Here is a 25209-nt window from a genome sequence, read left to right as displayed (position 1 = left end):
CGAAGCGGGTACTCATGCTGGATTCCGTGACCTCCCTGGCCCTCACGAGCGCCCTGGACGGCCTCGCACTGCGCCAGCGCACCATCGCGAGCAACATCGCCAACATCAACACCCCCGACTACCACGCCAAGGTCGTCTCGTTCGAGAATGCGCTGGCCAAATCGGTGGCTGACGGCAACGGTGTTTCGGCCGCCACGACCGAGCGCTCACTCGAACCGACGCTGCTCAACGGCAACAACGTGAACCTCGACACCGAGACCCTCGCCAACATCGATGCTTTGCTGCGCTACCAGTTCGCGGCCAAGGCGGTCGAGGGCCCGGTCTCGTCGATTCGCGCCGCAATGAAGACCGCCTGATGGTCGACGCTATCGGCATCGCCGGCAGTGGAATGACCCTGCACCGCAAGTGGCTCGACGCCATCGCCGACAACCTCGCCAATGCCAACACCGCCACAGCGACCGACAACGCCGTCTTTCAGGAACGTTACATCGTGGCGCAGGAAGGTGCCGGCAACGTCGGTGCCAGCGCGAGTGCGGCTTTCGGCAGAGCCGAGGGAACCCTCGTGTACGAGCCGGAGCATCCGCTGGCCGATGCCGATGGTTATGTGCGCTACCCCGAAATTGATATGGCCAAGCAGATGGGCAACCTCATCATGGCCCAACGTGGCTACCAGGCCAACGCCGCCGTCGTCGACCGGGCCAAGACCGCCTACGAAGCCGCACTACAGATCGGACGTGGCTGATGCCACTCAGCGCTATCAACGCAACAGCCGCCACGACCTCGCTCTCGGGTGTCATGGGCAGCTCGGCCACGACCGCCACGCAGCGCACCGACGGCTCCGGCTTCGGCACCGCTCTCTCGGGCGCCATCGACAACCTGCAGCAGCTGCAGGGAACCTCGAATGCCCTGGCTATTCAGGCGGTCACCGGTGACCTCAACGACATTCACACCGCCACGATCGCGTCTACCCGCGCGCAGGTCACCATGGAGCTCGTCGCCGCCGTACGTAACAAGGGCGTCGACGCGTTCAACGAGATCATGAGGATGCAAGCCTGATGCCCCGGCAAGTCACCAGCGCCTTCAAGCGTTTCGGAAACGCTATTCGCGAGTTCACCATCGCCCAGCGTACGGTCGCCATCATCGGCGTCGCCGTGCTCGTACTCGGCATCGCCGCGCTCAGCATGTGGGTCACCAAGCCGGCGTACACGCCCCTCTTCTCGGGTCTCAGCGGCGAAGACGCGAACAGCATTGTCGAGCAGCTGCGCACCGACGGCGTGGACTACCAACTGGCCGACGGCGGCGCCACCATTCTGGTGCCCGAAGGGAACGTCTACGACGAACGCATCAAGGCCGCCTCCATCGGCCTGCCAACGTCGAGCACCGGGGGGTACTCCCTGCTCGATACCATGGGTGTCACCTCGAGCGAGTTTCAGCAGTCGGTCACCTACAAGCGCGCGCTCGAGGGCGAACTTGCCAAGACCATCGGCGCGCTCGACGGCGTCAAGATGGCCTCGGTACAGCTCGCGATTCCCGAAGACAGCGTGTTCGTGTCGGAGAAGAACGACCCGACGGCATCTGTTTTCGTTGAAACCCAAAACGGCGTTTCGCTTACCAACGACCAGGTGCAGGCGATCGTGCACCTGACCAGCGCCTCGATCGACGGAATGACCGCGGCCGACGTGGCCGTCGTCGACTCAACCGGCGCCGTACTCTCTGCCGTCGGCGTCGGCGCTACCGGAGGAGCCGATCAGCAGGCTTCCGACTATGAAACTCGTGTTCGCACCGCCGTGCAGGCCATGCTCGACAAGGTCGTCGGTGCCGGCAACGCCACCGTGGTCGTTGCTGCCGATATGAGCTATGAATCAGCCGAACGGGTGGAAGAGTCGTTCACCGCCCCGAACGAGACTCCGGCCCTCAACGAATCCGTCGATACCGAGACCTATTCGGGAACCGGGGGCAGCGCCGCCGGCGTACTCGGCTCCAACACGGCCACCGTGGCCGATGGCACCACAGACGGTACGTTCTCGAGCGAGTCGACCACCCGCAACAACGCCGTCAATAAGGTGACCGAGAGCCGCACGATTCCGGCCGGAGCCATCACCCGGCAAACTGTCTCCGTGGCCGTCGACGCAGATGCCGCAGCCAAGCTCAATGTGGTCGACATCACCTCGCTCGTCACCTCGGCCGCCGGAATCGACGCGGTGCGCGGCGACGCAGTCACCGTGGAGGTCATGGCGTTCGACACCACGGGCGCTGCTGCTGCCGCTGCCGCGCTGCAGGCGGCAGCGGATGCCACAGCCGCCGAACGGTTCGCCGAGATTCTGCGGGTAGCGGTGATCACCGCCGGCATCGTCATCACGCTCATCGTCAGCCTCATTCTGTACGCGCGCCGCTCGCGTCGCCAGAGCCGGGAATCGGTCGAGATCGGCGATCTCACCGAAATGCAGACCGCGCTCGGTGGAGCGACCGCACCGCTGTCGGTCACCGCCTCACCCGCCGCCCTGTTCCTCAACCAGGGGAGCGACACCCCCACGCGGGTCCTCCCGACCGTGGCGTTCGTACCCAGTGACACCGACATCCGTCGCGCCGAGATCGACTCGCTCGCGCAGAGCGACCCACGCAGCACGGCCGAGTTGCTCCGTGGCCTCATGGATGATCGGCAGCGCGCATGACTGAGACGCACACGCCGCTGACCGGCACCCAGAAGGTGGCCGTCGTGCTTATGAACATGGATCGCCAGCGTGCGACCGAGGTCATGAAACAGTTCAGCGACATCGAGGCTGAGGTCATTGCCAGCGAAATCGTCCAGCTGCGCAACGTCGATCCGGCACTCGCCGAGTCCACACTCAACGAGTTCCACGAAATCACCCAGAAGGGCCACCGGCTCTCCCGCGGCGGGCACGAATTTGCCGTCGGACTTCTCGAAGCCTCCTTCGGTGCCGAGCGTGCGGCCGGCGTCATGAACCGGGTCGCCACGTCCATGGCCGGCAAGGCGTTCGAGTTTCTCGACCCCTCCGAGCCCGGTGATGTCCGTAATCTGCTCGACGGCGAAATGCCTCAGACCATTGCGTTGGTCTTGGCGCACCTACGCCGCGATCAGGCATCCGCTGTGCTGTCGGGAATGGAGCCCGGGCTGCGCACCGACGTTGCCCAGTGCATCGCCACCATGTCGAGCGCGACCCCCGAGGCCATTCGTGTGGTTACCGACACGCTGAAACTACGCACCGGAAAGATCGTCGCGCGAGAAAGTGTCGAGGTAATTGGGGGCGTTCAGCCGCTCATCGACATCATCAACCGAGCAGACGCCGCCACCGAGCGCGCTCTGCTGGAGGGCCTCGCCCAGCGCGATCCGAGCCTCGCCGAAGAGATTCGATCCCGCATGCTGACCTTCGTCGACATCGTCAAGCTCGAGAGCCGTGACGTGCAGCAGGTGCTGCGGGGCATCGACACCAGCGTTCTGGCCATGGCCATGAAGGGCACCTCCGCCGCCGTCGCCGAAGTTATTCGGGCGAACCTCTCCGAGCGCAACCGTGACGTGCTCGACGACGAGACCAAGAGCCTCGGGCCGGTGCGCGTGAGCCAGGTCGAAGACGCCCGCGCCGAAATCGTGCGCGCCATTCGCGACATGGAAGCGCAGGGCAGTATCACGGTGAAGCGCGGTGCTGAGGACGAATATGTCAACTGACACCGGTTTCGGCCGCATGACTTTTCCGCGTCTACGCGACGAGGAACAGGATCGCGCGGCCGCGCAGTCGCGCGCCGCTGGGCACGTGGCCGGCTACACCGAGGGGCTGCGCCTGGCGACAGCGGATGTCGCCGGGCGCGCCGACGAGATCAACGCCGAGCACGCCGAGAATGAACGCTCCGGTCAAGCACAGATCGACCACGCGGTGAGCTTGCTCGCCGCCGCGGCTCGGGCCCTCGACGAACGCAGCATTCCGCTGATCCAGCAGGCGGAGTCGACCCTTGTGCAAACGTCTCTCGAGCTGGCCGAGGCCATTCTGGGTTCTGAACTCAGCCGCACCGAGCCGTCGGCCCGCCGCGCCCTGGAACGCGCCCTGCATCAGCCCGACCAGCTGGACCGCAACGAGATCCACACCATTCGTATGCACCCGGACGACCTCGTCGTCTTGGGCGCGCAGACGCGGGCGCTGGAGAGCATCCGTTTTGTCGCGGATGCCCGACTGCAGCGCGGCGACGCGATCGCCGAGTTCAGCGATGGTTTTCTGGATGCCCGCATCGGCACGGCGTTCGAACGTGCGAAGGCCGCCCTCGACGAGGTCGACGCGTGATCACCGCCTGGCGCCCGCGTGCCACGCACCTCGTGCGGGCGATCGCGGCCGGCCGCCCCGAGCGGGTCGGAATCGTGTCGTCCATCGTCGGTCTCGGCGTGGAAGTGCGCGGTCTGCGCGCGGCGATCGGTGACATTGTCACGCTCGGCGTCGGATCGGGCGACGCGGGTATCGATGCGGAGGTCGTCGCCACGACCCAGAGCGGCATTCGGTGCATGCCGTTGGGCCGCATCACCGGTTTGCAGGCCGGCGCCCGCGTGCGGTCGGCCGGCTCGCCCCTGCTCGTGCCCACCGGCCGTGGTCTGTTCGGACGCGTCATCGACGGTCTTGGCCGCCCGATCGACGGAAAGGGCCCGCTCGACTCCGACAGTTTTGTCTCGCTGGAACACGACAGCCCTTCGGCCATGCACCGGGCACGGATCACCACTCCGCTACACCTCGGCGTGCGTGTTCTCGACACGCTCACGACGGTCGGTCGCGGCCAGCGCATGGGACTGTTCGCCGGTTCCGGCGTGGGAAAGTCGTCATTGCTGTCGATGATTGCCCGCGGAACGGATGCCCAGGTGTCGGTCATCGCGCTGGTGGGGGAGCGCGGGCGTGAGGTTCGCGAGTTTCTCGAAGACGATCTGGGCCCAGAAGGACTGGCCCGCTCCATCGTCGTGGTTTCCACCTCGGACGAACCCGCCATGATGCGGCTGCGCGCCGCATTCACCGCGACCCGCATCGCCGAATCGTTTCGCGATCGGGGCGCCGACGTCATGCTCATGATGGACTCGCTCACCCGCGTGGCCATGGCCCAGCGCGAAATCGGCCTCTCGGTCGGCGAACCGCCGGCTACCCGCGGCTATCCGCCCTCGACGTTCTCGGTGCTCGCCCGACTGCTGGAACGCGCCGGAACCGGTGAGACCGGTTCGATCACCGGAATGTACACGGTGCTTGTCGACGGTGACGACCACAACGAGCCCATCGCCGACGCAGCCCGGTCCATTCTCGACGGGCACGTCGTGCTCGACCGCAAACTCGCCATCACCGGCCACTTTCCGTCGGTCGATGTGCTCGCCTCCATCTCGCGGGTGGCCTCCCGAGTGAACAGCGCGGAGCGTACGGCGATTGCGACGACCCTGCGCAAGGTTATGGCGGCCCGTCAGGGCGCGCAGGATCTGCTCGACGTCGGTGCCTACCGTGCCGGCACGAACCCGCTGGTCGATGCCGCCGTCGAGAACAATTCGGCCATCACGGAATTTCTGCAGCAGCGGATGAACGACCAGACTCCCAGTGAGCAGGCCTGGGCCCAGCTCACCCGGCTGTCCCGCACGTTCGGGACTGTCGCATGAGCCGCCTCTTTCCCCTTGCCGGGCTGCTGCGACTGCGCAAACTGCAGCAGGATCAGGCTGCCCTCGACCTCGCCGAAGCGAACGCCCGGGTAGCGGCGTTGGAGGCCCGCCATGGGCGCGCCCGCACCGCCCTCGGCGCCCTCGGCAATTCCCCGCAGACCACCGCCGCCCTCAACGCCATGGCCGCGGCGCGGTCGTCGTCGCGCAGCATGCTCGCCGAGCTTGAAGCCGTCGGCAGCAACCACCGGGAGAGCCTGAAGTCGGCACAGTCCACGTACAATGCGGCGAGAGCCGAGTCGGTCGCGCTCGAAAAGCTGCACGATCGGCACACCGCTGCCCTGCTGGCTCAAGATCTGCACGCCCAGCAGACCGTGCTCGACGAAATCGCCGGGGCCCGCTGGCACCGCAGCCGCACCGCCACGAACGACACCGCTACGAACGACACCGCCACGATGAATGAGCGGGAGACGCTATGACGATGATCGCGGCCATGGGCCGAATCAGCCAGATCCAGTCGACGCTGCAGCAGCTCTCCAACGTGTCGACCGAGCGGGTCGCCACGACGGTAGCCGCGACGCCCGCTGCGGCATCCGCTTCTGCTGGCAGCTTCGCGGCCACCCTCGCGGCGGCGCTCGGAACTGCTGGCACCGCCGGAGCGAGCGCCACCAGCACCAGAGCCACCAGCTCGACCAACGGCACGGCCGGCGCCGACGTTGTCGCCTCTGCACGGAAATACCTCGGCGTGCCCTACGTCTTCGGCGGTGAGGATTCCAGCGGAATGGACTGTTCCGGACTCGTGCAGACCGTGTATGCCGATATCGGAATAGAACTGCCGCGCCTCGTGTCGGGGCAGATGAAGATGGGCACCGAGGTGGCATCGCTGGCCGAAGCCCAGCCCGGTGACCTCATCGTCACCGGCGGCGGCGACCATATCCTTATCTACGCCGGCGACAACAAGGTCATCCACGCACCGTACCCCGGACGCACCGTCACCCTGCGGGATGCCTATATGACGGATGCCGACATCACCACCATCCGCCGCATCATTCCGACCGACACCGCTGCCACGGGTACCGGCCCCGCCAACATGCTCAGCGCCGCCTTCACCGCTTTCGCCCAACAGAACCCGCCAGTCACGGGAGGCGCACTATGACTCTCACCCTCGGCCAGTTTCGGCCACCCACTGCCGCGGCTCCCGCCATCACGTCGGTCGCACGCGACACAAGTCCGGGTTCGGCTGCGCCGAGCGCCGACACGTTCGGGTCGATCATGGAAGACACGCTCGTCGAGCAGGCTGCCGGGTCGTCGGTCACCGCTTCGTCGAAGGAGCGGAAGACCGACCGCGCGCGGGATTGCGCCCCGGAGTCGACCTCAACCGGTCTCCCGGAGGCTGCGGCTGATTCCGCTCCCGCCGATCCCGCGATACCGGTAGTGTCTCCCACGTCGTTTTCGGCGGCCCTCACCTGGGTCAACGCCGTCGGCGTTGCTGCAGAACCGGCGCAGGCCGCCAGCGCGGCGGTCGCGATTGGCAGCAGTGCGTCTGACAGCACTGCGTCTGACAGCACCGCATCTGAAATTACTGCGTCTGGCAGCACTGCTGAAACCGTGCCCGTTGACGCTGAGATCCTCGACGGGAGCGCCGGGGACGCCACACCGGCCCCTGCTGCTGCTGCTGCTGCTGCGGAGGCGCCCGTCGGTGATGACAGCATCGGGGCCCAGACGGACACCGCGTTCCTCAACGTCGTCGCCCCAGCCACGGGCGTTGCCGGCCGAGCCACAGCAGCCCGAGGCCGCCCCGACGAGGCGGTGACCGGTGCGACGACGGCTCCAGGGGCCGCAGCGACACTATCCACCAGAGCGGATGTCGCCGTGCTGCCAGCTCACGCATCATCGGCTGTCGCATCGGCAATACCGCCGGCAAGCGCGAGTGTGCTCGCCGGCGGGTTGACAGGCTCCGCTGTGCTCGGATCCGTGCTCGGATCTGTGCCCGGCTCTGCGCCCGATTCTGCGCCTGACTCGCTGCGACTGGCCGGTACAAGCACCGCCGCCGCCACACCAGCGGCACCGGTCGCACCCGCCCTGCCACCCGCCCTGCCACCCGCCCTGCCACCCACGCTGCCACCCGCCGTGCCACCCACGCTGCCGACGGCCGCGACCGCCCCGGTAGCCGCAGCGGCACCCGCCGCGACAGTACCGCTCACCGCGCAGATTATGAAGCCGCTGTTCTCGCTTACCAGCGCTGCTCCCGGCGAGCACGTGCTGACCTTCAGCGTGACGCCCGACAACCTCGGGCCGGTCACCGTGCGGGCGCACGTGACCGGAGAAGGCATTCGGGTGGAGCTGTTCGCTCCCACCGACCTGGCCCGCGAGGCCCTGCGCGTGATTCTGCCCGACCTTCGCCGTGACCTCGCCGGATCGGGGCTGAGCGCACAGCTCGATCTGTCGTCGGACAGCCAGGCGCGCGATCCCGGTGCCGCCCGCCAGCCGCGGGCCGAGACTGACGGCCGTAATCCCGACGGTCGGAGTCCAAACGGTCGAGCAGCGGATACTCCGCAGGAGATCCGAACGCCCCGATTCGGGTCCACCCACACCATCGACGTACTGGCTTAGAAGGAGAATAACCGTGACAATCGACGCCCTGGCGGCCAATGCCGCCGCTCCGACCGGAATGTACTCGTCCACGACCACGACGCGCACCCCCAATCAGTCCATGGACTCGGAGGTGTTCATGTCGTTGCTGGTGACGCAGTTGCAGAACCAGGATCCCAGCTCGCCGATGGACACCAACGAGATGATCGCTCAGACCACCCAGCTCGCCATGATGGAGAAACTCGCGCAAATGGCTACCGCGAGCGAGGAGGGCTTCTCCCTGCAGATGCGCACCTCCGCGGCTGCACTGGTAGGGGAAACGGTCACCTTCACCAATGCTGATGGTGCCGAGATAACCGGGCTGGCTTCATCGGTCTCCTTTGCCGGTCCCGTGCCCATGGTCACCGTCAATGGGGAAGCCGTCGCCCTCGATGTCATCTCCGGCGTGACGAGAACGACGGTGGCGACCACCGCGGCCTGATCCGCGGTTGCGCCACCCCACCAATTTCACCGCACACTTCATTTTTTTCTTGAAAGGCAGAATCTTATGCTTCGTTCTCTCTACTCAGGCATCTCCGGCCTTCGTTCACACCAGACCATGCTCGACGTGACCGGTAACAACATCGCCAACGTCAACACGACGGCCTTCAAGGCCTCCGCCGCCCAATTCCAGGACACCCTCTCGCAGCTGACCCAGGCTGCCGGCGGCGCCACCCCCACCGCGGGCGGTACCAACCCGGCTCAGGTCGGCCTCGGCGTGCAGGTCGCCGGAATCTCCACGAACTTCGCGCAGGGCTCCTCCCAGGCGACCGGCAAGACCACCGACCTCATGATCAACGGCGACGGCTTCTTCGTCACATCCCTCGGCGGCGAGACCCTCTACACCCGTGCTGGCTCCTTCAACTTCGACTCGGCCGGCCGCCTGGTCTCGCCCGACGGCGCCATCGTGCAGGGCTGGGGCGCGAACAACGGCGTCGTCACCGACGGCGGAGCCACCGGCAACATCACCCTGCCGGTGGGCGCCATCGTGCCGGCCTCAGCCTCGACCGCCGCGACCTTCACCGGCAACCTGCCGTCGGACGCCGCGGCCGACACCACGCTCGTGCGCACCATCGACGTCTACGACGAGCTGGGCAACTCTCGCACGGTCTCGCTGACTTTCACCCGTACCAACACCGGTTGGACGGCGGCAGACACTGCCGGCACCGCGAGCATTACCCTCACGGCGAATGGAACCACAGGAACCTTCACCCCTTCGGGCAAGCTTGTAGTCGATCGCATCGCCATGAACTTCACGGCCCTCAGGGGCTTCTCCGGCCAGACCACCGTTGCCGGTGCTACCGACGACGGCAACGAGGCGGGCACGCTCAACAGCTACACGCTCGGCGCCGACGGCACCCTCGTCGGCCTGTTCAGCAACGGCCAACAGCAGGCCATCGGCCGTATCGCCCTCGCGACCTTCGTCAACCCCGGCGGGCTCGAGAAGGCCGGATCCTCCGCCTACCGAGCCACCTTCAACTCCGGCGGCGCCGAACTCGGCACCGCGGGCGCGGCCGGCCTCGGCTCGCTCACGAGCGGGGCGCTGGAGATGTCGAACGTCGACCTCTCGCAGGAATTCACCAACCTCATCGTCGCCCAGCGCGGCTTCCAGGCCAACGCCCGCATCATCACGACGTCCGACGAGGTCCTGCAGGAGCTCACCAACCTCAAGCGGTAGTCTTTCGCACCACTAGATTGTCTTTTTTCACTCACGCAAGTCGTCTGGCCCTGGCATATGCCGGGGCCAGAGTTGTTGCAGCAGGATCAGGACCAAGCCGTATGTGGACCTCCCGGCGTGTCCAACAGTATTCGTCCGTCAGCGATGCGCGGGATCAACTGTCGGCACCCCGTGGACGGCTTGCGCGGCGCTAGTCGTCGTTACCGCCACTGCCACTGCTGTCGTCGTTGCCGGAGCTGCCGTTGCCGGAGTCATTCTTGCCGGAGTCGTCCTGACTGCCGCGGCCACTGTTCTCGCCGGTATCGGAGCCGGAATCAGTCCCGGGGTCGGAGTTGCCGTTATCGTCGACCGTGCCGTTAGCGCCGGAGCCGGAGTTGTCGTCCGCTCGTCGTCCGTCGCTGTTATCGGGAGCGTCGTTGACGTCGTCCTTGCCGTTGCCTGATTCGACGTGGCCGTCGCCGGGCGTGGCATCGTGGTTATGGTCCGAATCCGATTCGGTGGCTGCGGGCGCGGGCGCGGGCGCGGGCGCGGGCGCTGGCTCGTTTGCCATGTCCACACCGACCCCGGCGGTCGTGCGGGGGGAAACGGTGACCGCGGCCACCTGGGTATGCGCGGCGCGTGCGATGCCGTACTGAACCGACTGTATGAGCTCATCGCTGAGGAGCGGGCCGGTGTAGGTCACGTCGAGTTCACCGGTGCGGAGGGTGGTGGCGTAGTTGCCGAGCGCGTCCGACAGGATGCCTTCCCGGGCGATGGACTGCTCCAGTACGTCAGGGCTGGTCGCCCGAACCGCGAACCGGAGATCGTGTACCAGGACCTCGGCGACATGGTAGTGGTCCACCCCGGGAACGGCCGGGTCTTGGAAGTACGCACGATTGACCAGGTTTCCGGCTTCGGCAACGGTACCCCCCATCGGCATGGCTACGATCAGCTCCGGCACCAGGTGCTCGAGCGAGGCGGGGTCGAGCACGTCGGGAGAGATGTCGGACAGGGTTAGTTGGCTCTGGTTCGCCGCGTTATCGAGCACCGTGCGGAGCGCGGCGAGATCGGCGTCGGGAGTCGAGTGGATTGCGATCACCACCCTGCGTCGAACCATCAGCCCGTCGTAGGACACAATAGGCCGGTCGTTGCCCGCATCCGTCCCCGTCTCAGCGGAGACGCTCAATTTGGCCGGAATGGGAACAAGAGCGGTTGTCGGAGGTGCCGACACGGCGGTGCATCCGCTCAGCGCGACCGTGATGAGTACCGCCGTGAGCATCCTTCTGACGGTGTTCATCTCAGGTTCCCGCCGCAAACCCGGGTCGATACACCGGCGGATACGAGCCCATCGGCGTGGTGTCCACGACCGGATAGTCGGAGCTGACCGGGTCGTTGTTTCGCCAGTCGCCGACCGAGAACTGCACCATCATGTCGTGATCTTCGTGCACCAGGTTGTGGCAGTGCACCATGTACCGCCCGCCGGTGTGGGCACCGGTGTTGAACTGCATCAGCATGGTGATGGACTCGTTCTCTCCCGCGTAGAAGACGTCCTTCGGCCCACCCTCCCAGGGGAATGGCTTGCCGCCGTTGGTGTTTCGGGCGATGATCTTGGCATCGATCAGGTGAATGTGCACCGGGTGGAACCAACCGCCGGACTCGTTCGTGATGGTCCACTGCTCGACGGAGTACGGTTGCGGGCTGCCGAAGCACCGGGAGAACCCGGAGGCCGCCACATCCTCCCAGGTCTCCCCGTTGATGGTCCATTCTCCGCCCTCGCGCTGCACTCGAAGTATCCGCTTCGCCACCGCCATCTCCGGGGTCAGCTTCATCACGTCGAGGCCGCCGCGCTCGGGGTTTGCCGAGCCGCCGTCGTCAAGGGTGGTGGGGATGGCGGAGATCGACCCGGCCGTGGAGCCCGAGTCGGCCACCACCTGGAACCGCATGATCTTGTTCGTGTTGGCGTAGCTGACGTTGTTCTTGTTGCTCAGGTTGCGCATCTCGATCATCTGGCCGACCCTGTACTTGCGAAAGTCGATCAGGATCTCGTAGCGCTCTGCCGTGCCCTGCCGCCAGGACTGAACCGCCTCCACCTTGGGCGTCATGCCGCCGTCGGTGCCGACGACGTAGAAGGGGTCACCGGTGGACAGGGTGGGTCGATAGGAGCGTGTGATCGAGGCCACGAGCACTCGAAAGCGGTAGATGCGCGGCTTGACCTTCATCGTCGGCCACGGTACCCCGTTGACCATGATCACGTCGCCCCACAGACCCGCGTGGCCGTTGTCGTTGAACCCCAGAGAGCCGTCGGCGTTGAACATTGCGTCCGAGATCATCAGCGGCACGTCGAACTCGCCCTGCGGCAGCTGCGCCTGCTCGTACCGGTCCGACATCGGGTAGAAACCCGCGAGTCCTGAATACACGTTCTGGCTCGTGACTAGGTGGTTGTGGTCGTGGTACCAGAGCGTGCGTGCGGACTGCCAGTTGGGGTACTGGTAGTTCTTGACTTTGCCCGGAGCCGTGAAATCGTTGGCATACCCGTCGTACTGGGGCAACGACGCCGAGCCGTGCATGTGGGTGACGGTGTTGAACGCCGCCGGGTGCAGGAGCCCTGCTGCCGGCAAAGCGTTACGGATGCGCACCTCGGAACGGGTGCCTTGCCGCACCCGAATGGTCGGGCCGGGAAAGATACCGTTGTACCCCGCCAGGGTGGTGGAGAGCCCCGGAAGGATCTGGGCCTGCGCTATTTTCTCGGTGAGGGCGAATTTGGCGAATGGCCGCGCCGGGTCGCCATCGTCGAAGCCCGTGGCGTACGGCACCAGTTCGGGCGGGCGGCGGAATACGCCCGCGTACGGGACGGGCATGTTCGCGGGCGCCAGCAGGCTGGGGGTGGGGACCGGGTCCGACATCCTGGCCATGCCGAGGGCGCTCATCGCGCCGACGGCGCCCACAGCGCCCAACTGCAGTATTTCCCTACGTGTTGTCATAATCACTCCAGAGCGGTGCGTTGAGATGAGTTCATGGCACAGCGTGGCCTGACGGCCTTATGGAAACCTTGTGCGCGGAGGTGCTGTTCCGTGCGGGCTCGGGGCGAACTGGCCCGGTGCGCTAGCTAACATGAGCGGCGCGGCGGCCGACAGTGCAGCGTGACGTCTCCCTCGAGCCGTTCGGGACAGGATGAGCAGATGATCGTACTTACGCGGCTGAACGACAGTCACTTTGCGATTAATCCTGATCTGATCGAACGCATCCACGCCAACCCCGACACCACCCTGGTCATGGTTGACGGCGCCAACTTCATCGTCACCGAGTCCATGGACGATGTCATCGAGAAGATCGCGAGCTATCGGGCCCACGTCATCGCGCTCGCCTATGATCCGAGCGCCGGGGACCTGCCGCGAGGCCCCAGGAAGCTCTAGTGGATCCCGCAACCCTGATCGGCCTGGTGCTCGCCTTCGGCGCGCTCGTGGCCATGATCACCCTCGAGCATTCCTCCGTCATGTCTATCCTGCTGCCGGCGCCCATGATTTTGGTCTTCGGTGCGACCATTGCGGTCGGCCTCGCTGGCGGCACGATCAAGGACTTCACGTCTGCCTTCAAAGCACTACCCGGAGCGTTCCTCGGCAAGACTACGCCGCCGCAGTCCGTCATCGACCAGGTTGTCGGTCTGGCCGAAACCGCTCGCAGCGCCGGACTCCTCGCACTCGACCAGGAGTCCGACAAGGTGGCCGACCCGTTCCTGCGCGGCGCGCTGCAGAACATCGCCGACGGCACCGACGGAGATGAACTGAGGATGCTCCTCGAGGACGAGATCGCGACAAAGACTCGATCGAATCGCAATGCGGCCAAATTCTTCACCGGCCTCGGCGGGTACGCCCCGACGGTCGGCATCATCGGCACGGTCGTGTCATTGACCCACGTTCTCGAGAACCTGGATACGCCCGCGACACTGGGACCGATGATCGCGGCCGCCTTCGTCGCGACTCTCTGGGGCCTGCTCTCGGCCAACTTCATCTGGCTGCCGCTCGGCTCGCGCCTGCGCCGCCTGGCCGACCTCGAGGCCGACCGGATGACCCTCGTCATGGAAGGCGCCCTCGCCGTGCAGGCTGGCAGTCAGCCGCGACTCCTCGGGGAACGCCTGCGCGCCATGGTCCCCGCTGAGCTGTTACCGAAAACGGGTGCCAAAGGCAAGCAAAGCGCAGCGGATGCCGCCGGTTCCACCGGCAAGACCAAGGCCAACGGCAAAGGTAAGGGTAAGGACAAAGACCTTCCCGCAGCAGCATGAGTGTGCGCGCCAGGCGCCGCAAGATGGTCGACGAGGAGGACGTTCACCCCGACGAACGGTGGATGGCCTCCTACATGGACATGGTCACCGTGCTGATGTGTATGTTCATCGTGCTGTTCGCCATGTCGACCGTCGATCAGGACAAGTACGATCAGCTCGCCAACTCCCTGGCCACCGGTTTCGGAGCGGTGGATGCGGGCAAGGTCGATACCGCCGAGGGTGTTGTTGTGCCGGCTGACCTCGTCGACACCAAGGCCGAATCGCCTACCGAGGTCACTCACTCGGCCGACACACTCGATCCGGCCGACACCGCGGCGCAGGCGATGGAGCACACACACGCGGCCGCGCAGGAGGTCGCGAAGCTCGATCAGATCAAGACCGCCGTCGCCGCCAGCCTGACCGCAGCCGGAGTGGCCGACCTGGTGGAATTTCACATCACTGACCGTGGCCTGACTCTCGGGCTGGTCGGAAGCGAAACGTTCTTCGCACCGGACAGCGCCCAGCTGACGGCGGCCGCGACCGCGGTTCTCGAAGCCGCGGCTCCGGCGCTCGGAGCCACCGGGCTAAGAATCTCGGTCGAGGGGCACGCCGACAAACACGGCCAGTCGCAGGCCTTCCCCACCGACTGGGAACTGTCGGCGAGTCGGGCAACCCAGGTCTTGCGTCGCCTGGTCGAGCAGGGCGGTGTCGCCGGTGAACTGATCTCCGCGGTCGCTTTCGGATCGGCCCAGCCGGCGAACAGCGGGTCCACGATCGAAGACATGGCACAGAACCGCCGGGTCGACATCGTGCTGCTGTCGGACCAGCCGGACAGCGTGCGGGCGCTCATTCCCGGCGTGGTGGCGGAGAACTGACGTAAGCGCATCCGTTGGCGGAGGCTTCTAACATTGCGGCCACCCCGGCCGATAGTGCCAACGTGACAGTCCAGGATCAGGTCGACAGCAGTGCGCCCGTTAAAGCGGCGAGGAACATTGAGCTGTACGATTTTCGGCGTCCCACCACCCTGGCTCGGGAACACGCGCGCGTTCTGGAATTGGCCTTTGAGACTTTTGCGCGGCAGTGGGGCACCCAGCTGACCGCACGCGTGCGCGTGCTCTGCATGGTGACTTGCGAGCAGGTACTCATGGCCACCTACGACGAGTACGCGGGTTCCCTGCCACCGAAAACCGCCATGGTGTTGTGCACGGTCGCCGGCCTGGAAGCCCGCGCGGTCATTCAGTTTCCGACCACATCGGCGCTCACCTGGGTGAACCATATGCTCGGTGGCAGCAGCAGCAGCCCGGTTCCCGCCGAACGCAACTTCACTCAAATCGAGCTGGCCCTGATTCGCAAGCTCATCGCTGAGAGCCTCGAAGACCTGCGCTATTCCTTCGGCCCGTTGATCGTCGACGAAATGGGTGTGGAGGCGATCCAGTACAACTCGCAGTTCGCGCAGGCGGCCGCGACCGGCGACCTGATGGTGGTCGCGACCTTCGCCATTCGGGTGGAGAAGATCACCGCCACGGCGACGGTGGCGATTCCCGCCACGGCCCTCATGCCGCAACTCGGCGAAGCGAACCCCACGAGCACCACGTCGAACGCTGCCGAATTTCTGCAGGCCCAGATCGCCGCCGTGCCGGTGGACCTGTCGCTGCGACTCCAGACGGCGCGCGTGCTCCCCAGCCGCATTCTGTCGCTGGCCGTCGGCGACGTTCTGCACATTCCGCATCCCCAGCATCGTCCGCTCAGTCTGACCGTCGACGGCCAGTCGCTGGCCCGCGCGGCCGTCGGGACCAACGGTTCCCGGCTGGCCTGCATCGTCATTGATACCGAGGAGACAGCTCAATGATTTCTACCCGACCCATTCCCGAAGTCGCCGTCGACGCACTCATTCGCGTGTTGCCCACGACGGTGCCGCTGCAGGCCGTGCCGCACCCCGGCAGCGCGGAGCTAACGTCGCGCCTCGGTTCGGCCGTGGTGGCCTCGTTTGTGGGCACGACATCCGCAGACCTGGCCGTGGTGCTCAGCGACTCCGCCTCGCTCGACGCCGCCGCCGGTGCCAACACCCAGCTCGTCTCCAGCCAGGACGTTCTGCGTCCGGCCCTGGAGAGCGCCTCCGGCGTGCTCGGAATCGGCGTGCTCGGCGACTCCCGGGTCGAAGACGCCTCGGCGCTGTTCGCCGCCGAAGACACCGAGGTTTTTGAACTGAGTGCGGGCGGGGTCGTGACCGGCTGGTTTGCCATTCGCGTGCGCCGAAACGGGCTCGTCGGCGGACCAGGCTCGACGCAAGACCGCACCGCCATAGGCAACCTTGGGCGCATCAGCAACGTCGAAATGTCCTTGACGGTCGAGATCGGGCGCACGCGCATGTCCGTACGCGATGTCTTGTCGCTCAATCCGGGTGCCGTCATCGAACTGGATCGCTCCGCCGGAGCACCGGCCGATATCCTCCTCAACGGCCGTCTGATCGCGCACGGCGAAATCGTCGTCGTCGACCAGGACTACGCCGTGCGCATCACGCAGATTCTCGATGTCAAGGATGGCCTGTCGTAAGTGGACACCCTCATTGTTGCGGCGCGTGTCGTCCTGTCGCTGGGCGTGGTTCTCGCAATGCTCTGGTACCTGCAGCGACGCCTGTCGCGGGGGGCACGCGCGTTGGGTGTCGCCAACCCGGTGACCGTCGTGGGCCGTCAGCCCATCGGGCAGAAGGCATCCGTTGTCGTCATCGAGGTCGAGGGCACGCGCCTCGTTCTCGGCGTGACCGAACAGGCCGTGACCGTGCTGCACGAGAAACCCTTCACGCCCGCGACACCGACGACCCTCGACGCCGCCATTTCGGTGTTGGGCGGGCCGGAATCGGCGCCGGCGGCGCAGTTCGCCCGTTCCCTTGCCGCCGCTGAAGCGGATGACCCGGCTCGCGTTGCGCAGCCCGCCCCCTCCGCTTCACTTGCCGGGTCGATCCTATCGCCGTCGACGTGGCGCCAGACCGCCGCACTACTTCGGCAGGGCCGGTGAACACCGCACCATACCGGATTGTCTCCCGGGCCTCGTCCGCCCGCATCGGCCTGCTGATCGTGCTCATCGTGGTGATCACGACGATTCTGCTCTGGCTGGGGGCGACGGCCGGTCATGCCATGCCGATCGACCCGACGCCTCCGACCGATCCGACCGATCCGACCGATCCGACCGACTCCGGCGGCGGTGGACTGAGCATCGACATAAACGGCCCCGACGGGGCGCCCTCCTCGGCGATCGTCACCCTGCTCGGTATTACCCTGCTGTCGGTCGCGCCGGCGCTGCTGCTCATGATGACGAGCTTCACCAAGATCTTCGTGGTGCTCGCAATGACCCGCAACGCCCTGGCGCTGCCGTCCATCCCGCCGAACCAGGTACTCGCCGGCCTCGCTCTGTTTCTGTCGTTGTTCATCATGGCGCCCGTGCTGACCGATATCAACAGCGTGGCCCTGCAGCCCTACCTTGATGGTTCCCTGAACTTTACGGATGCGCTCAACCTGGGTTCGGAGCCGCTGCGGCAATTCATGCTCGCCAACACGCGCGGCGAAGACCTTGCCCTGATGACACGGGCCGCCGACCAGCCGAACCCTGACAACCCCGATGACGTCACCCTGCTGACGCTCATTCCCGCTTTCATGATCTCCGAACTGCGCGCCGCCTTCATCATCGGGTTCGTCATCTTCATCCCGTTCCTGGTCATCGACATCGTCGTCTCCGCGGCGCTGATGTCGATGGGCATGATGATGCTGCCGCCGGTCATGATCTCCCTGCCGTTCAAGATTCTGCTCTTCGTTCTCGTCGACGGCTGGGGACTCATCATCACGAGCCTCATCGGCAGTTATCAGATGGCCGCATGAACACCAATGCGGTGCTGGATATCGGTCTGCAGGCGCTCATTCTCGCCGCCAAACTGTCGGCACCTGTACTCATCACCGCCCTCGTGGTGGGCTTCGCCATCTCGCTGATGCAATCGATCACCCAGATTCAAGAAGTCACGCTGTCGTTTGTGCCCAAGGCCGTCGCAGTGTCCCTCGCATTGCTGATTTGCGGCCACTGGATGATCGCCGAGTCGGTCGCGTTCACCAACGAGTTGTTCGAAAAGATCCCCGCGCTGCTCGGCGGAGGCTGACGTGGAGTTCAACCTCAATTTCGCCTGGATCGAAGCGGTCATGCTCGCCGGTGTGCGCATGGTCGCTTTTCTGGTCATCGCGCCGCCGTTCTCCTATCGCGCATTCCCCGCACGGATCAAAGCCATGCTCGCCATCGGACTGGCCCTGGCTGTGTCGCCGCGGGTCACCGCCGACTACGTCTCCCAGAACACCGCCGGCTTCGTCGGCGCCCTGATTCTGGAGATTCTGGTCGGTGCCACCCTGGGCTTTTTGGTTTTCCTGGTCTTCGCCGCCGTGCAGTCGGCCGGTGGGCTCATCGACATGTTCAGCGGATTCCAGATGGCGCAGGGATTCGACCCCCAGTCCATGATCAACGGCGCACAGTTCACCCGACTGTTCCACATGACCGCGCTCGCGTTGATGTTCGCCTCTGGCGCCTACCAACTCGTGCTCGGCGGCCTGTTTCGCAGCTACACCGCCATTCCACTCGGCTCGGGCCTGGACCTCGCCGCGCCAGCGCAGGCCATGATCGCCGCCACGACCCAGATGTTTCTCGCCGCCGTGCAGATCGCCGGCCCCCTGCTCGTGGTGCTCTTTTTAGCGGATGCCGGCCTCGGCCTGCTCACACGGGTCGCCCCCGCGCTCAACGCGTTCGCCCTCGGCTTTCCGCTCAAGATCCTTATCACGCTGATCCTCGCAGCGACGGTCTTCGTGGCCCTGCCGCGCATCGTGTCGTCTCTCACCGGGCAGGCCCTCGACGCCCTTATGGGGGTGAGGTAGTTGTCCGAAACCGACTCCGGCGAGAAGACCGAACCAGCCACCGAGAAACGCATGAAGCGGGTGCGCGAAAAGGGCGAGCTGTCCAAATCACAGGATGTCACGGCGTGGCTCGGCGTGGGCGCCGCCGGCCTCATGCTGCCGGCCACCATCGCGGCGGGCGGCGCCGCGGGAACCGACCAGATGTACCGCATCGGCACCCTCGCCAACAATCCGGATCCGAGCGTCGCTGTCGAAGCCCTCGGCAACGCACTGTCCTCGCTGGCCGATATTCTGACGCCGTTCTTTGTCGTGGTGCTCATCGTCGTGCTGGGTGGAGCAGCGCTGCAGGGCGGCATCCACTTCAAGAAGTTCACCGGCAATTACGAGCAGTTCAATCTCGTCACGGGCATGAAACGTGTGTTCGGCACGCAGGCGCTGTGGGAGGGTGTGAAAGTGCTCGCCAAGACCGCCGCTGTGGGGGTGGTGCTGTACTTGGTGATTCAGGGACTGATGCCGGTGCTGCTGACCGCCGGGGGACTGCCGGTATCTGAGCTGCTCAGCGCCGCCGGCAGCGGAACGGCCGCGCTTCTCCAAGCGGCCGTCGCGGCCGGCCTCGTTCTCGCCGCCGCCGACATCTTCGTCATCATGAAACGCAATCGCAAGAAGACCTTGATGACCAAGAAAGAGGTCAAAGACGAGAACAAAGCATCGGAGGGCGACCCTCTGATCAAATCGCAGCGTCGCTCCCGCCAGCTGATGATGAGCCGCAATCGCATGATCACCTCGGTCGCTGATGCCAACGTCGTGCTGGTCAACCCCACCCACGTGGCCGTGGCCCTCAAATACGAACCGGGCAAGTCGGCTCCGCGCGTGGTCGCCAAGGGGGTCGGCCATATCGCCGCCCGCATTCGCGTGCAGGCCGAGACCGATCGGGTGCCGATCGTGCAGGACGTGCCGCTCGCGCGGGCCCTGCATGCGGCATGTGAGATCGGCGACGAGATTCCGACCGAACTCTACAACGCGGTCGCCCGGGTGCTCGCCTTCGTCATGGCCCTGCAGAAGCGAGGGAGTACGGCGGGAACCCACACCATGAGCGCCCTCACCGCCCCATCATCATCATCACCGCAGACTGCCGGAGGCCGTTCATGAATCGCAATCTCATCAAGCTTGCCGTTCCGGTGGGCGTGGTCGGCATCATCCTGCTGCTCGTCGTACCGATTCCGGCCGGCCTGCTCGACGTCCTGATCATTTTGAACATCATGCTGGGGCTGGTCACCCTGCTCACGACGATGTTCGTGAAGAAACCGCTCGACTTCTCGGTTTTTCCATCATTGCTGCTCGTCGCGACCCTGTTCCGTCTCGGCCTCAACGTTGCTTCCACCCGCCTGGTACTCGGCGACGGCTATGCCGGCCAGGTGATCGAAGCCTTCGGGCACGTCGCCGTCGGCGGCTCCATCATCATCGGCGCGGTCATCTTTCTGATTCTTGTCGTCATTCAGTTTGTCGTCGTCACCAAGGGCGCCGAGCGAGTGGCCGAGGTCGGCGCCCGGTTCACCCTCGACGCCATGCCCGGCAAGCAGATGGCCATCGACGCCGACCTCAACGCCGGCCTGATCACCGACGCCGAGGCCAAGGATCGTCGGGCCGAAGTGTCCGCCGAAGCGGACTTCTACGGTGCCATGGACGGCGCCTCCAAGTTCGTCAAGGGTGATGCTATCGCCGGGCTCGTCATCATCGTGATCAACCTCATCGGCGGTATCGCCATCGGCATGCTGCAGCGCGGCATGGAGGTTGGTGAGGCGATCAATACCTACGCCCTGCTGACCATCGGCGATGGCCTCGTCACCCAGATTCCGGCCCTGCTCATGGCCGTCTCCACCGGCATGATCGTCACCCGTTCGAATGCGGAGACCGATATCGGGTCGACGGCATCCACTCAGCTGACGCAGTCGAGGAACGCCCTGACCATTGCCGGAGCCGCCGCTGTGCTGATGGCGCTCATTCCGGGCATGCCGGTGCTGCCGTTCCTCATCGTTGGTATGGCGCTCATGCTGATCGCCCAACGCATCAAGGCCGGCGAGGTCACCAAACAGGCGAGCATCGAGGCCACCACGGCCTCGGAGAAGAGTGCCCCCAAGACCGATACGACCGAAGACCTGATCGAGCAGATGCGCGTGCATGCGCTGGAGATCATGCTCTCGCCCGACCTCGTCGACCTCGTCTCCGGCGCCTCCGATGACCTGCTCGCCCGGGTGCGCGGTCTGCGCCGTAAAGTCGCGATGGATCTGGGTGTGGTCGTGCCACCGGTGCGCACCCGCGACAGCGTCGACCTGCCGTCGTCGACCTACGTCATTCGTATCGCTGGCGTCGAATACGGGCGCGGCCTGGCACCGGCCGGCAAGGTGCTCGCCCTCGGTGACGCCCTCGATACCCTGCCCGGGCAGGTCACGATCGAGCCGGTGTTCGGCCTGGCCGGTAAATGGGTGCCGAGTGAGATGCGGCACAGCGCCGAGATGACCGGCGCGACCGTAATCGACCGGGTCTCGGTCGTGGTGACCCACCTCTCGTCGATCATCACCACGAACGCGGCGCGTCTGCTCACCCGGGAAGACGTGCGGGTGCTCACGGAGGGTGTCAAGCAGGTCAATCCCTCGGCCGTCGACGATCTGATTCCCGGCCTGCTCTCTCTCGCCGAGGTGCAACGCGTGCTGCAAGGGCTGCTGGTCGAGCAGATTCCGATCAACGATCTGCCGCGCATCTACGAGGCGCTTTCCCTGCGGGCCAAGGCATCGAATGACCCGGAGGGGCTAGTTGAAACCGCGCGCCAGGCCCTCGGCCCGGCACTGACCGCGCAGTATCTCGACGGCACTGTGCTGCGAGTCATCATGATCGAACCCACCCTCGAGCAGTCCATGCTCGAAGGGTTGCGCCCCTCCGATCAGGGCACACAGATCTTAATGGATCCGGCCCGCATCGAAGCCGTGCTCGGCTCCGTGCGCACTTCCGTAGCCAAGGTCGAGGCCAGCGGCCAGACAGCGGTGCTGGTCTGTGCCCCGGCGCTTCGCCCGGCGATCCGGCGCCTCATCTCCACCCAGACCGGCGGCCTGCCGGTATTGTCGTACCAGGAAGTAACGTCGGCGAATGTGACCATTGAGACAGTAGGTGTGGTCCGTGGAGCCGAAACGATTTCTGCTTGAGGGTCCCACGCTTCGGGAGCTGCAGGAACGCGTCGTTGCCGAGCACGGCGCAAACGCCACCATCATCGCGGCCGAGCGGGTCACCGTCGGCGGCATCCGCGGATTCTTTGCGCGCGAGCACTTTGAGATCACGGTCGAGGTCGTCGAACCTGCGCAGCGCAAGAAATCGGCGCACGCCGGCCTCGATATCTCGGCGCGGCTGGGCATCGCAGCGCTGCTCGACGACGCCGACGAGGCCGAATCCCGGCTCTACTCGACCCAGTCCTCCCCGCAGGTGTCGACGGCCTCCGATGGGTTCGCCCAGCTCATGGACGAACTCACCTTCGCTACCGGCCAGCTTGTCGTTTCACAGGCGGAGCCCGGCCCGGACGTCGCCTTAACTGCGGTGCCGGCTGTGTTGCCGGTTGCGGCACCGGCTGCGGTACCGGCTCCGCCGGCGTTGGCCCGACCGCCCGTACCGGCTCCGCTGACGCGGCCGGGAGACCTGGTCTTGATCGTCGGGCTCGTGGACGACCCGCTCACGATCGCGCGCCTCATGCTGCGTGTGGCTGGTGCGGGGGAACTCCGCATCTCCGGCACACTCCTGCACGACCGGATCGAGCGTGTCGACCACCGGCGAAGCGCCGTGTCGGCACGAGCTAACGGTGTGGAGATGGGACACAGCACGTTCATCGCCTGTGGGATCGAACCCGCCTCCGATGCTGTCGCGCGTGCGGCGACGCTCACCGCGATCGGTGCTGACCAGGTCTGGGTGGTCGTCGACGCCAGCCGGAAAACCGAGGACACCATCCGCTGGGTCAACATGGTCGTCAGCAGCGTTCAGGTGCACGCGGTCGCCGCGCTCGGCCGCCGGTTCACAACCTCTCCGGCCACGGTCGACGACCTCGGGCTGCCGGTGCAATGGATGGACGGGCGGGTGGCCGCTGCACCGACCGGCCGCCGCGCGGCCCTGCCGTATTCCCGACCCGGCGACGGCGAACGGTAGGCTGGAAAGATGCTCGTTCTGACACGCAAACCGGGGGAAAAGATCCTCATCGGTGACGATATCGTCATCACCGTGCTCGACGCCCGCGGCGACAGTGTGCGCATCGGAATCGACGCACCACGCGGCGTCAAGATTCAGCGTGACGAAGTCGTGCGCGCTGTCAGCGAGGCGAACCTCGCCGCGAGCCAAATCGACACCGACGCCGAGGAGCGCATCAAACGGTCGATCGGAGTGTTTACCGCGTTGCAATCAGTCCAGGCCCAGCCTCAGACACCTCCGCTGCCAAACCCGCCCGCGGAGGGCTGAACCGCCTCAACGAGCGCAGTCGCAGCAGCCGTCACTCGTTGACGTGCCCGCGCAGCTCGTCGATCTCCCGGCGTTCACGTTTGGTCGGCCGCCCGGCGCCGCGGTCGCGCATGGGCACCAGGGCCACCTCTTCGCGCGGCGGCGGCGGGGGAGTCTTATCGACGTAGCATTCGGCAGCGACGACCGCCCCGACCCGCTTGACCACGAGGCGCGACACGATCAGCACCCGGTCGAAGCCGTCCGAGCGCACGCGCACCTCATCGCCAATGTGCAGGGCCTGCGCTGCCTTGGCCTTGTCCCCGTTCACTTTCACGTGGCCGGCGCGGCAGGCGGTCGTGGCCATCGACCGGGTTTTGAACAGGCGCACGCCCCAGCTCCAACTGTCGACGCGGGCAGACGTAAGCTCCATCTTGTTACTCTAACGGCCTCACTCTGCCGGGCTGCGACCAGAACGTTCAGGCGCCCTGCCGCACCCAGATGATCAGCAGCAGGGTCGCGATGAAACCAGTGAAGAAGTTGAGCCAGAGAAAACGTTTCCAGCCCCGGTTAGCACTCTCCGACTGCTCATCGCTGACCGACCAGAACGGCAGCACCGCCAGAACGTACGGAACGGCCAGCACGGCGGCCAGCGGCCCAGGCCACGGCGTCGCCAGCATGAGCAAGCCCGCCAGAACCCAGAAGGTGATCGCGAGCCGCACGGTCGGCCAGGCACCGAGAGCCGTCGCGATCGACGCAATTCCGGACTGGCGATCGGGTTCGACGTCTTGCACCGCTCCGAAGGCATGGCTGGCCATGCCCCACAGAAAGAACGCCGCGAGCAGGGCGAGCAGCCCAAAGTTGATGGTGGCGCCGGCCACCACGAGCCCATAGACGGCGGGGCTGACGAAGTGGGCGCTCGAGGTGATCGAGTCCAGAATGGGCCGTTCCTTGAACCGCAGCCCGCGCACCGAGTAGGCCACCACCGCAAACAGGCTCAGGGAGAGAACGATCCACGAAAGCGGATGCCCCGACCCCGCCAAAAAGACCATCGCCCCGCCCACAATCGCCGAGGAAAGAACCCCGGCGGCAATTACCGTTCGGTGCAGCGCGGGGTGCAGCAGTGCCCCCTCAGCGCCGCCCTTCCGCGGGTTGCGCAAATCGGACTCGTAATCGTAGACATCGTTGATGCCGTACATCAACAGGTTGTAGGGAATGAGAAAGAACAGCGTGCCCACGATCAACAGCGCATCGATGCGCCCGGTGGTCACCACGTACACGGCGGCGAAGGGAAACGCCGTGTTGACCCAGCTGAGCGGCCGCGACGACAGCACGACCTGCCGGGTCTTCCATCCTGCCGTGCCGAGCTGCTCAGTCATCCGTTCGTCCTAACCTGGTACCGCCCGAAAGCACCCACAGAGCCGGAAGTAGAATCGCCGCGGCGAGCGGGTAGGCAAAATCTTCGATCGGGGCCAGACCGATGAACAGCCCGGAAATGTGCGCCGGGTCGTAGCTGAACAGTCCAGCCCCAATCATCAGGTTATCGAACACGGCCGTCAGTAGCAGCGTCAGGCAGAGGGCAACGGCCACAGCAGCGACGAAACGGGCCGAAAGCAATCGTCGCACCAGGGCCACGGCGGCCACGAGCAAGGCGGCGGCGAGAAAAGCCGCATTCAGCAGAAGATAGGTCATG

Annotated in this window: 30 protein-coding genes; 25 read left to right on the top strand and 5 right to left on the bottom strand. The window is 65.7% G+C overall.

Annotated elements, in window-relative coordinates:
- Positions 1-14 precede the first annotated feature (14 nt).
- From E3N85_RS10880 to E3N85_RS10825, 12 genes are all read left to right on the top strand, one after another.
- Positions 15-356 (top strand): flagellar basal body protein, encoded by a 342-nt coding sequence (locus E3N85_RS10880; protein ID WP_134463184.1) that lies wholly within the window; start codon positions 15-17, stop codon positions 354-356.
- Positions 353-742: a flagellar basal body rod protein FlgC gene (locus E3N85_RS10875; protein ID WP_134463074.1), complete on the top strand. Its 390-nt coding sequence runs from the start codon at positions 353-355 to the stop codon at positions 740-742. The genes E3N85_RS10880 and E3N85_RS10875 overlap by 4 nt, the downstream gene beginning before the upstream one ends.
- Positions 742-1056, top strand: coding sequence for a flagellar hook-basal body complex protein FliE (gene fliE / locus E3N85_RS10870; RefSeq protein ID WP_134463072.1), 315 nt, complete (start codon positions 742-744; stop codon positions 1054-1056). The genes E3N85_RS10875 and fliE overlap by 1 nt, the downstream gene beginning before the upstream one ends.
- Positions 1056-2672 (top strand): flagellar basal-body MS-ring/collar protein FliF, encoded by a 1617-nt coding sequence (gene fliF / locus E3N85_RS10865; protein ID WP_134463070.1) that lies wholly within the window; start codon positions 1056-1058, stop codon positions 2670-2672. Before fliE ends, fliF begins: the two co-directional genes overlap by 1 nt.
- Positions 2669-3685 carry a flagellar motor switch protein FliG gene (gene fliG, locus E3N85_RS10860; RefSeq protein WP_134463068.1) on the top strand — a complete coding sequence of 339 codons (1017 nt, stop codon included), beginning with the start codon at positions 2669-2671 and terminating at the stop codon, positions 3683-3685. The genes fliF and fliG overlap by 4 nt, the downstream gene beginning before the upstream one ends.
- The gene (locus E3N85_RS10855; protein WP_134463066.1) at positions 3675-4292 is read left to right on the top strand and encodes a FliH/SctL family protein; all 618 of its coding nucleotides are present in this window, start codon (positions 3675-3677) and stop codon (positions 4290-4292) included. Before fliG ends, E3N85_RS10855 begins: the two co-directional genes overlap by 11 nt.
- Entirely contained in the window at positions 4289-5626 is a 1338-nt protein-coding gene (locus E3N85_RS10850) for a FliI/YscN family ATPase (protein ID WP_370289231.1), read from the top strand. Before E3N85_RS10855 ends, E3N85_RS10850 begins: the two co-directional genes overlap by 4 nt.
- Positions 5623-6102, top strand: a complete 480-nt coding sequence (locus tag E3N85_RS10845) for a flagellar FliJ family protein (RefSeq protein WP_134463064.1) — start codon at positions 5623-5625, stop codon at positions 6100-6102. Before E3N85_RS10850 ends, E3N85_RS10845 begins: the two co-directional genes overlap by 4 nt.
- Positions 6099-6779, top strand: coding sequence for a C40 family peptidase (locus E3N85_RS10840; RefSeq protein ID WP_134463062.1), 681 nt, complete (start codon positions 6099-6101; stop codon positions 6777-6779). The genes E3N85_RS10845 and E3N85_RS10840 overlap by 4 nt, the downstream gene beginning before the upstream one ends.
- The gene (locus E3N85_RS10835; RefSeq protein WP_134463060.1) at positions 6776-8236 is read left to right on the top strand and encodes a flagellar hook-length control protein FliK; all 1461 of its coding nucleotides are present in this window, start codon (positions 6776-6778) and stop codon (positions 8234-8236) included. Before E3N85_RS10840 ends, E3N85_RS10835 begins: the two co-directional genes overlap by 4 nt.
- 13 nt (positions 8237-8249) lie before the next feature.
- Positions 8250-8696 (top strand): flagellar hook capping FlgD N-terminal domain-containing protein, encoded by a 447-nt coding sequence (locus E3N85_RS10830; protein WP_134463058.1) that lies wholly within the window; start codon positions 8250-8252, stop codon positions 8694-8696.
- 66 nt (positions 8697-8762) lie between these two features.
- Complete coding sequence (locus E3N85_RS10825; protein WP_134463056.1) at positions 8763-9932, top strand: flagellar hook protein FlgE; 1170 nt, start codon at positions 8763-8765, stop codon at positions 9930-9932.
- 190 nt (positions 9933-10122) lie between these two features.
- Here E3N85_RS10825 and E3N85_RS10820 read toward each other — a convergent pair whose 3' ends face one another.
- Together E3N85_RS10820 and E3N85_RS10815 are read right to left on the bottom strand one after the other, a co-directional pair.
- On the bottom strand, positions 10123-11208 hold the full coding sequence (locus E3N85_RS10820; protein ID WP_134463054.1) for a hypothetical protein: 1086 nt from the start codon (positions 11206-11208) through the stop codon (positions 10123-10125).
- 1 nt (position 11209) lies between these two features.
- Positions 11210-12892, bottom strand: coding sequence for a multicopper oxidase family protein (locus E3N85_RS10815; protein WP_134463052.1), 1683 nt, complete (start codon positions 12890-12892; stop codon positions 11210-11212).
- Positions 12893-13090: 198 nt separating this feature from the next.
- Between E3N85_RS10815 and E3N85_RS10810 the strand changes: the two genes are divergently transcribed.
- From E3N85_RS10810 to csrA, 13 genes are all read left to right on the top strand, one after another.
- A complete protein-coding gene (locus tag E3N85_RS10810) occupies positions 13091-13324 on the top strand; it encodes a flagellar FlbD family protein (protein ID WP_134463050.1) in 234 nt (77 codons plus the stop codon).
- On the top strand, positions 13324-14190 hold the full coding sequence (locus E3N85_RS10805) for a motility protein A (protein WP_134463048.1): 867 nt from the start codon (positions 13324-13326) through the stop codon (positions 14188-14190). Before E3N85_RS10810 ends, E3N85_RS10805 begins: the two co-directional genes overlap by 1 nt.
- Positions 14187-15044: a flagellar motor protein MotB gene (locus tag E3N85_RS10800; RefSeq protein ID WP_174722479.1), complete on the top strand. Its 858-nt coding sequence runs from the start codon at positions 14187-14189 to the stop codon at positions 15042-15044. The genes E3N85_RS10805 and E3N85_RS10800 overlap by 4 nt, the downstream gene beginning before the upstream one ends.
- Before the next feature lie 62 nt (positions 15045-15106).
- Positions 15107-16018, top strand: coding sequence for a flagellar motor switch protein FliM (locus E3N85_RS10795; RefSeq protein WP_174722478.1), 912 nt, complete (start codon positions 15107-15109; stop codon positions 16016-16018).
- Complete coding sequence (gene fliN, locus E3N85_RS10790; RefSeq protein ID WP_134463046.1) at positions 16015-16722, top strand: flagellar motor switch protein FliN; 708 nt, start codon at positions 16015-16017, stop codon at positions 16720-16722. The genes E3N85_RS10795 and fliN overlap by 4 nt, the downstream gene beginning before the upstream one ends.
- Positions 16723-17184 (top strand): flagellar biosynthetic protein FliO, encoded by a 462-nt coding sequence (locus E3N85_RS10785; RefSeq protein WP_134463044.1) that lies wholly within the window; start codon positions 16723-16725, stop codon positions 17182-17184.
- Positions 17181-18041 carry a flagellar type III secretion system pore protein FliP gene (fliP, locus tag E3N85_RS10780; RefSeq protein ID WP_241978438.1) on the top strand — a complete coding sequence of 287 codons (861 nt, stop codon included), beginning with the start codon at positions 17181-17183 and terminating at the stop codon, positions 18039-18041. Before E3N85_RS10785 ends, fliP begins: the two co-directional genes overlap by 4 nt.
- Positions 18038-18313 (top strand): flagellar biosynthesis protein FliQ, encoded by a 276-nt coding sequence (gene fliQ, locus E3N85_RS10775; protein WP_134463042.1) that lies wholly within the window; start codon positions 18038-18040, stop codon positions 18311-18313. The genes fliP and fliQ overlap by 4 nt, the downstream gene beginning before the upstream one ends.
- Position 18314: 1 nt before the next feature.
- Positions 18315-19073, top strand: coding sequence for a flagellar biosynthetic protein FliR (locus E3N85_RS10770; RefSeq protein WP_134463040.1), 759 nt, complete (start codon positions 18315-18317; stop codon positions 19071-19073).
- Positions 19074-20201 (top strand): flagellar biosynthesis protein FlhB, encoded by a 1128-nt coding sequence (locus tag E3N85_RS10765; protein ID WP_134463038.1) that lies wholly within the window; start codon positions 19074-19076, stop codon positions 20199-20201.
- Positions 20198-22249, top strand: coding sequence for a flagellar biosynthesis protein FlhA (locus E3N85_RS10760; protein WP_134463036.1), 2052 nt, complete (start codon positions 20198-20200; stop codon positions 22247-22249). The genes E3N85_RS10765 and E3N85_RS10760 overlap by 4 nt, the downstream gene beginning before the upstream one ends.
- The gene (locus tag E3N85_RS10755) at positions 22224-23234 is read left to right on the top strand and encodes a hypothetical protein (RefSeq protein ID WP_134463034.1); all 1011 of its coding nucleotides are present in this window, start codon (positions 22224-22226) and stop codon (positions 23232-23234) included. The genes E3N85_RS10760 and E3N85_RS10755 overlap by 26 nt, the downstream gene beginning before the upstream one ends.
- Positions 23235-23243: 9 nt before the next feature.
- Entirely contained in the window at positions 23244-23540 is a 297-nt protein-coding gene (gene csrA, locus E3N85_RS10750) for a carbon storage regulator CsrA (RefSeq protein ID WP_134463032.1), read from the top strand.
- Positions 23541-23571: 31 nt separating this feature from the next.
- Here the strand turns inward: csrA and E3N85_RS10745 are convergent, their stop codons facing one another.
- Genes E3N85_RS10745 through E3N85_RS10735 form a run of 3 tightly spaced genes read right to left on the bottom strand, consistent with a single transcriptional unit; the run spans position 23572 to position 25208 of the window.
- Positions 23572-23949 (bottom strand): RNA-binding S4 domain-containing protein, encoded by a 378-nt coding sequence (locus E3N85_RS10745; RefSeq protein ID WP_134463030.1) that lies wholly within the window; start codon positions 23947-23949, stop codon positions 23572-23574.
- A 46-nt stretch (positions 23950-23995) separates the two neighbouring features.
- Positions 23996-24895, bottom strand: a complete 900-nt coding sequence (locus E3N85_RS10740) for a prenyltransferase (protein WP_134463028.1) — start codon at positions 24893-24895, stop codon at positions 23996-23998.
- Complete coding sequence (locus E3N85_RS10735) at positions 24888-25208, bottom strand: lycopene cyclase domain-containing protein (RefSeq protein WP_134463026.1); 321 nt, start codon at positions 25206-25208, stop codon at positions 24888-24890. The genes E3N85_RS10740 and E3N85_RS10735 overlap by 8 nt, the downstream gene beginning before the upstream one ends.
- Between the last annotated feature and the right edge of the window lies 1 nt (position 25209).

The sequence above is a fragment of the Cryobacterium sp. Hz9 genome (assembly GCF_004402825.1).
GTDB lineage: Bacteria > Actinomycetota > Actinomycetes > Actinomycetales > Microbacteriaceae > Cryobacterium > Cryobacterium gelidum.
This window is presented reverse-complemented; position numbering and strand designations above follow the sequence as displayed.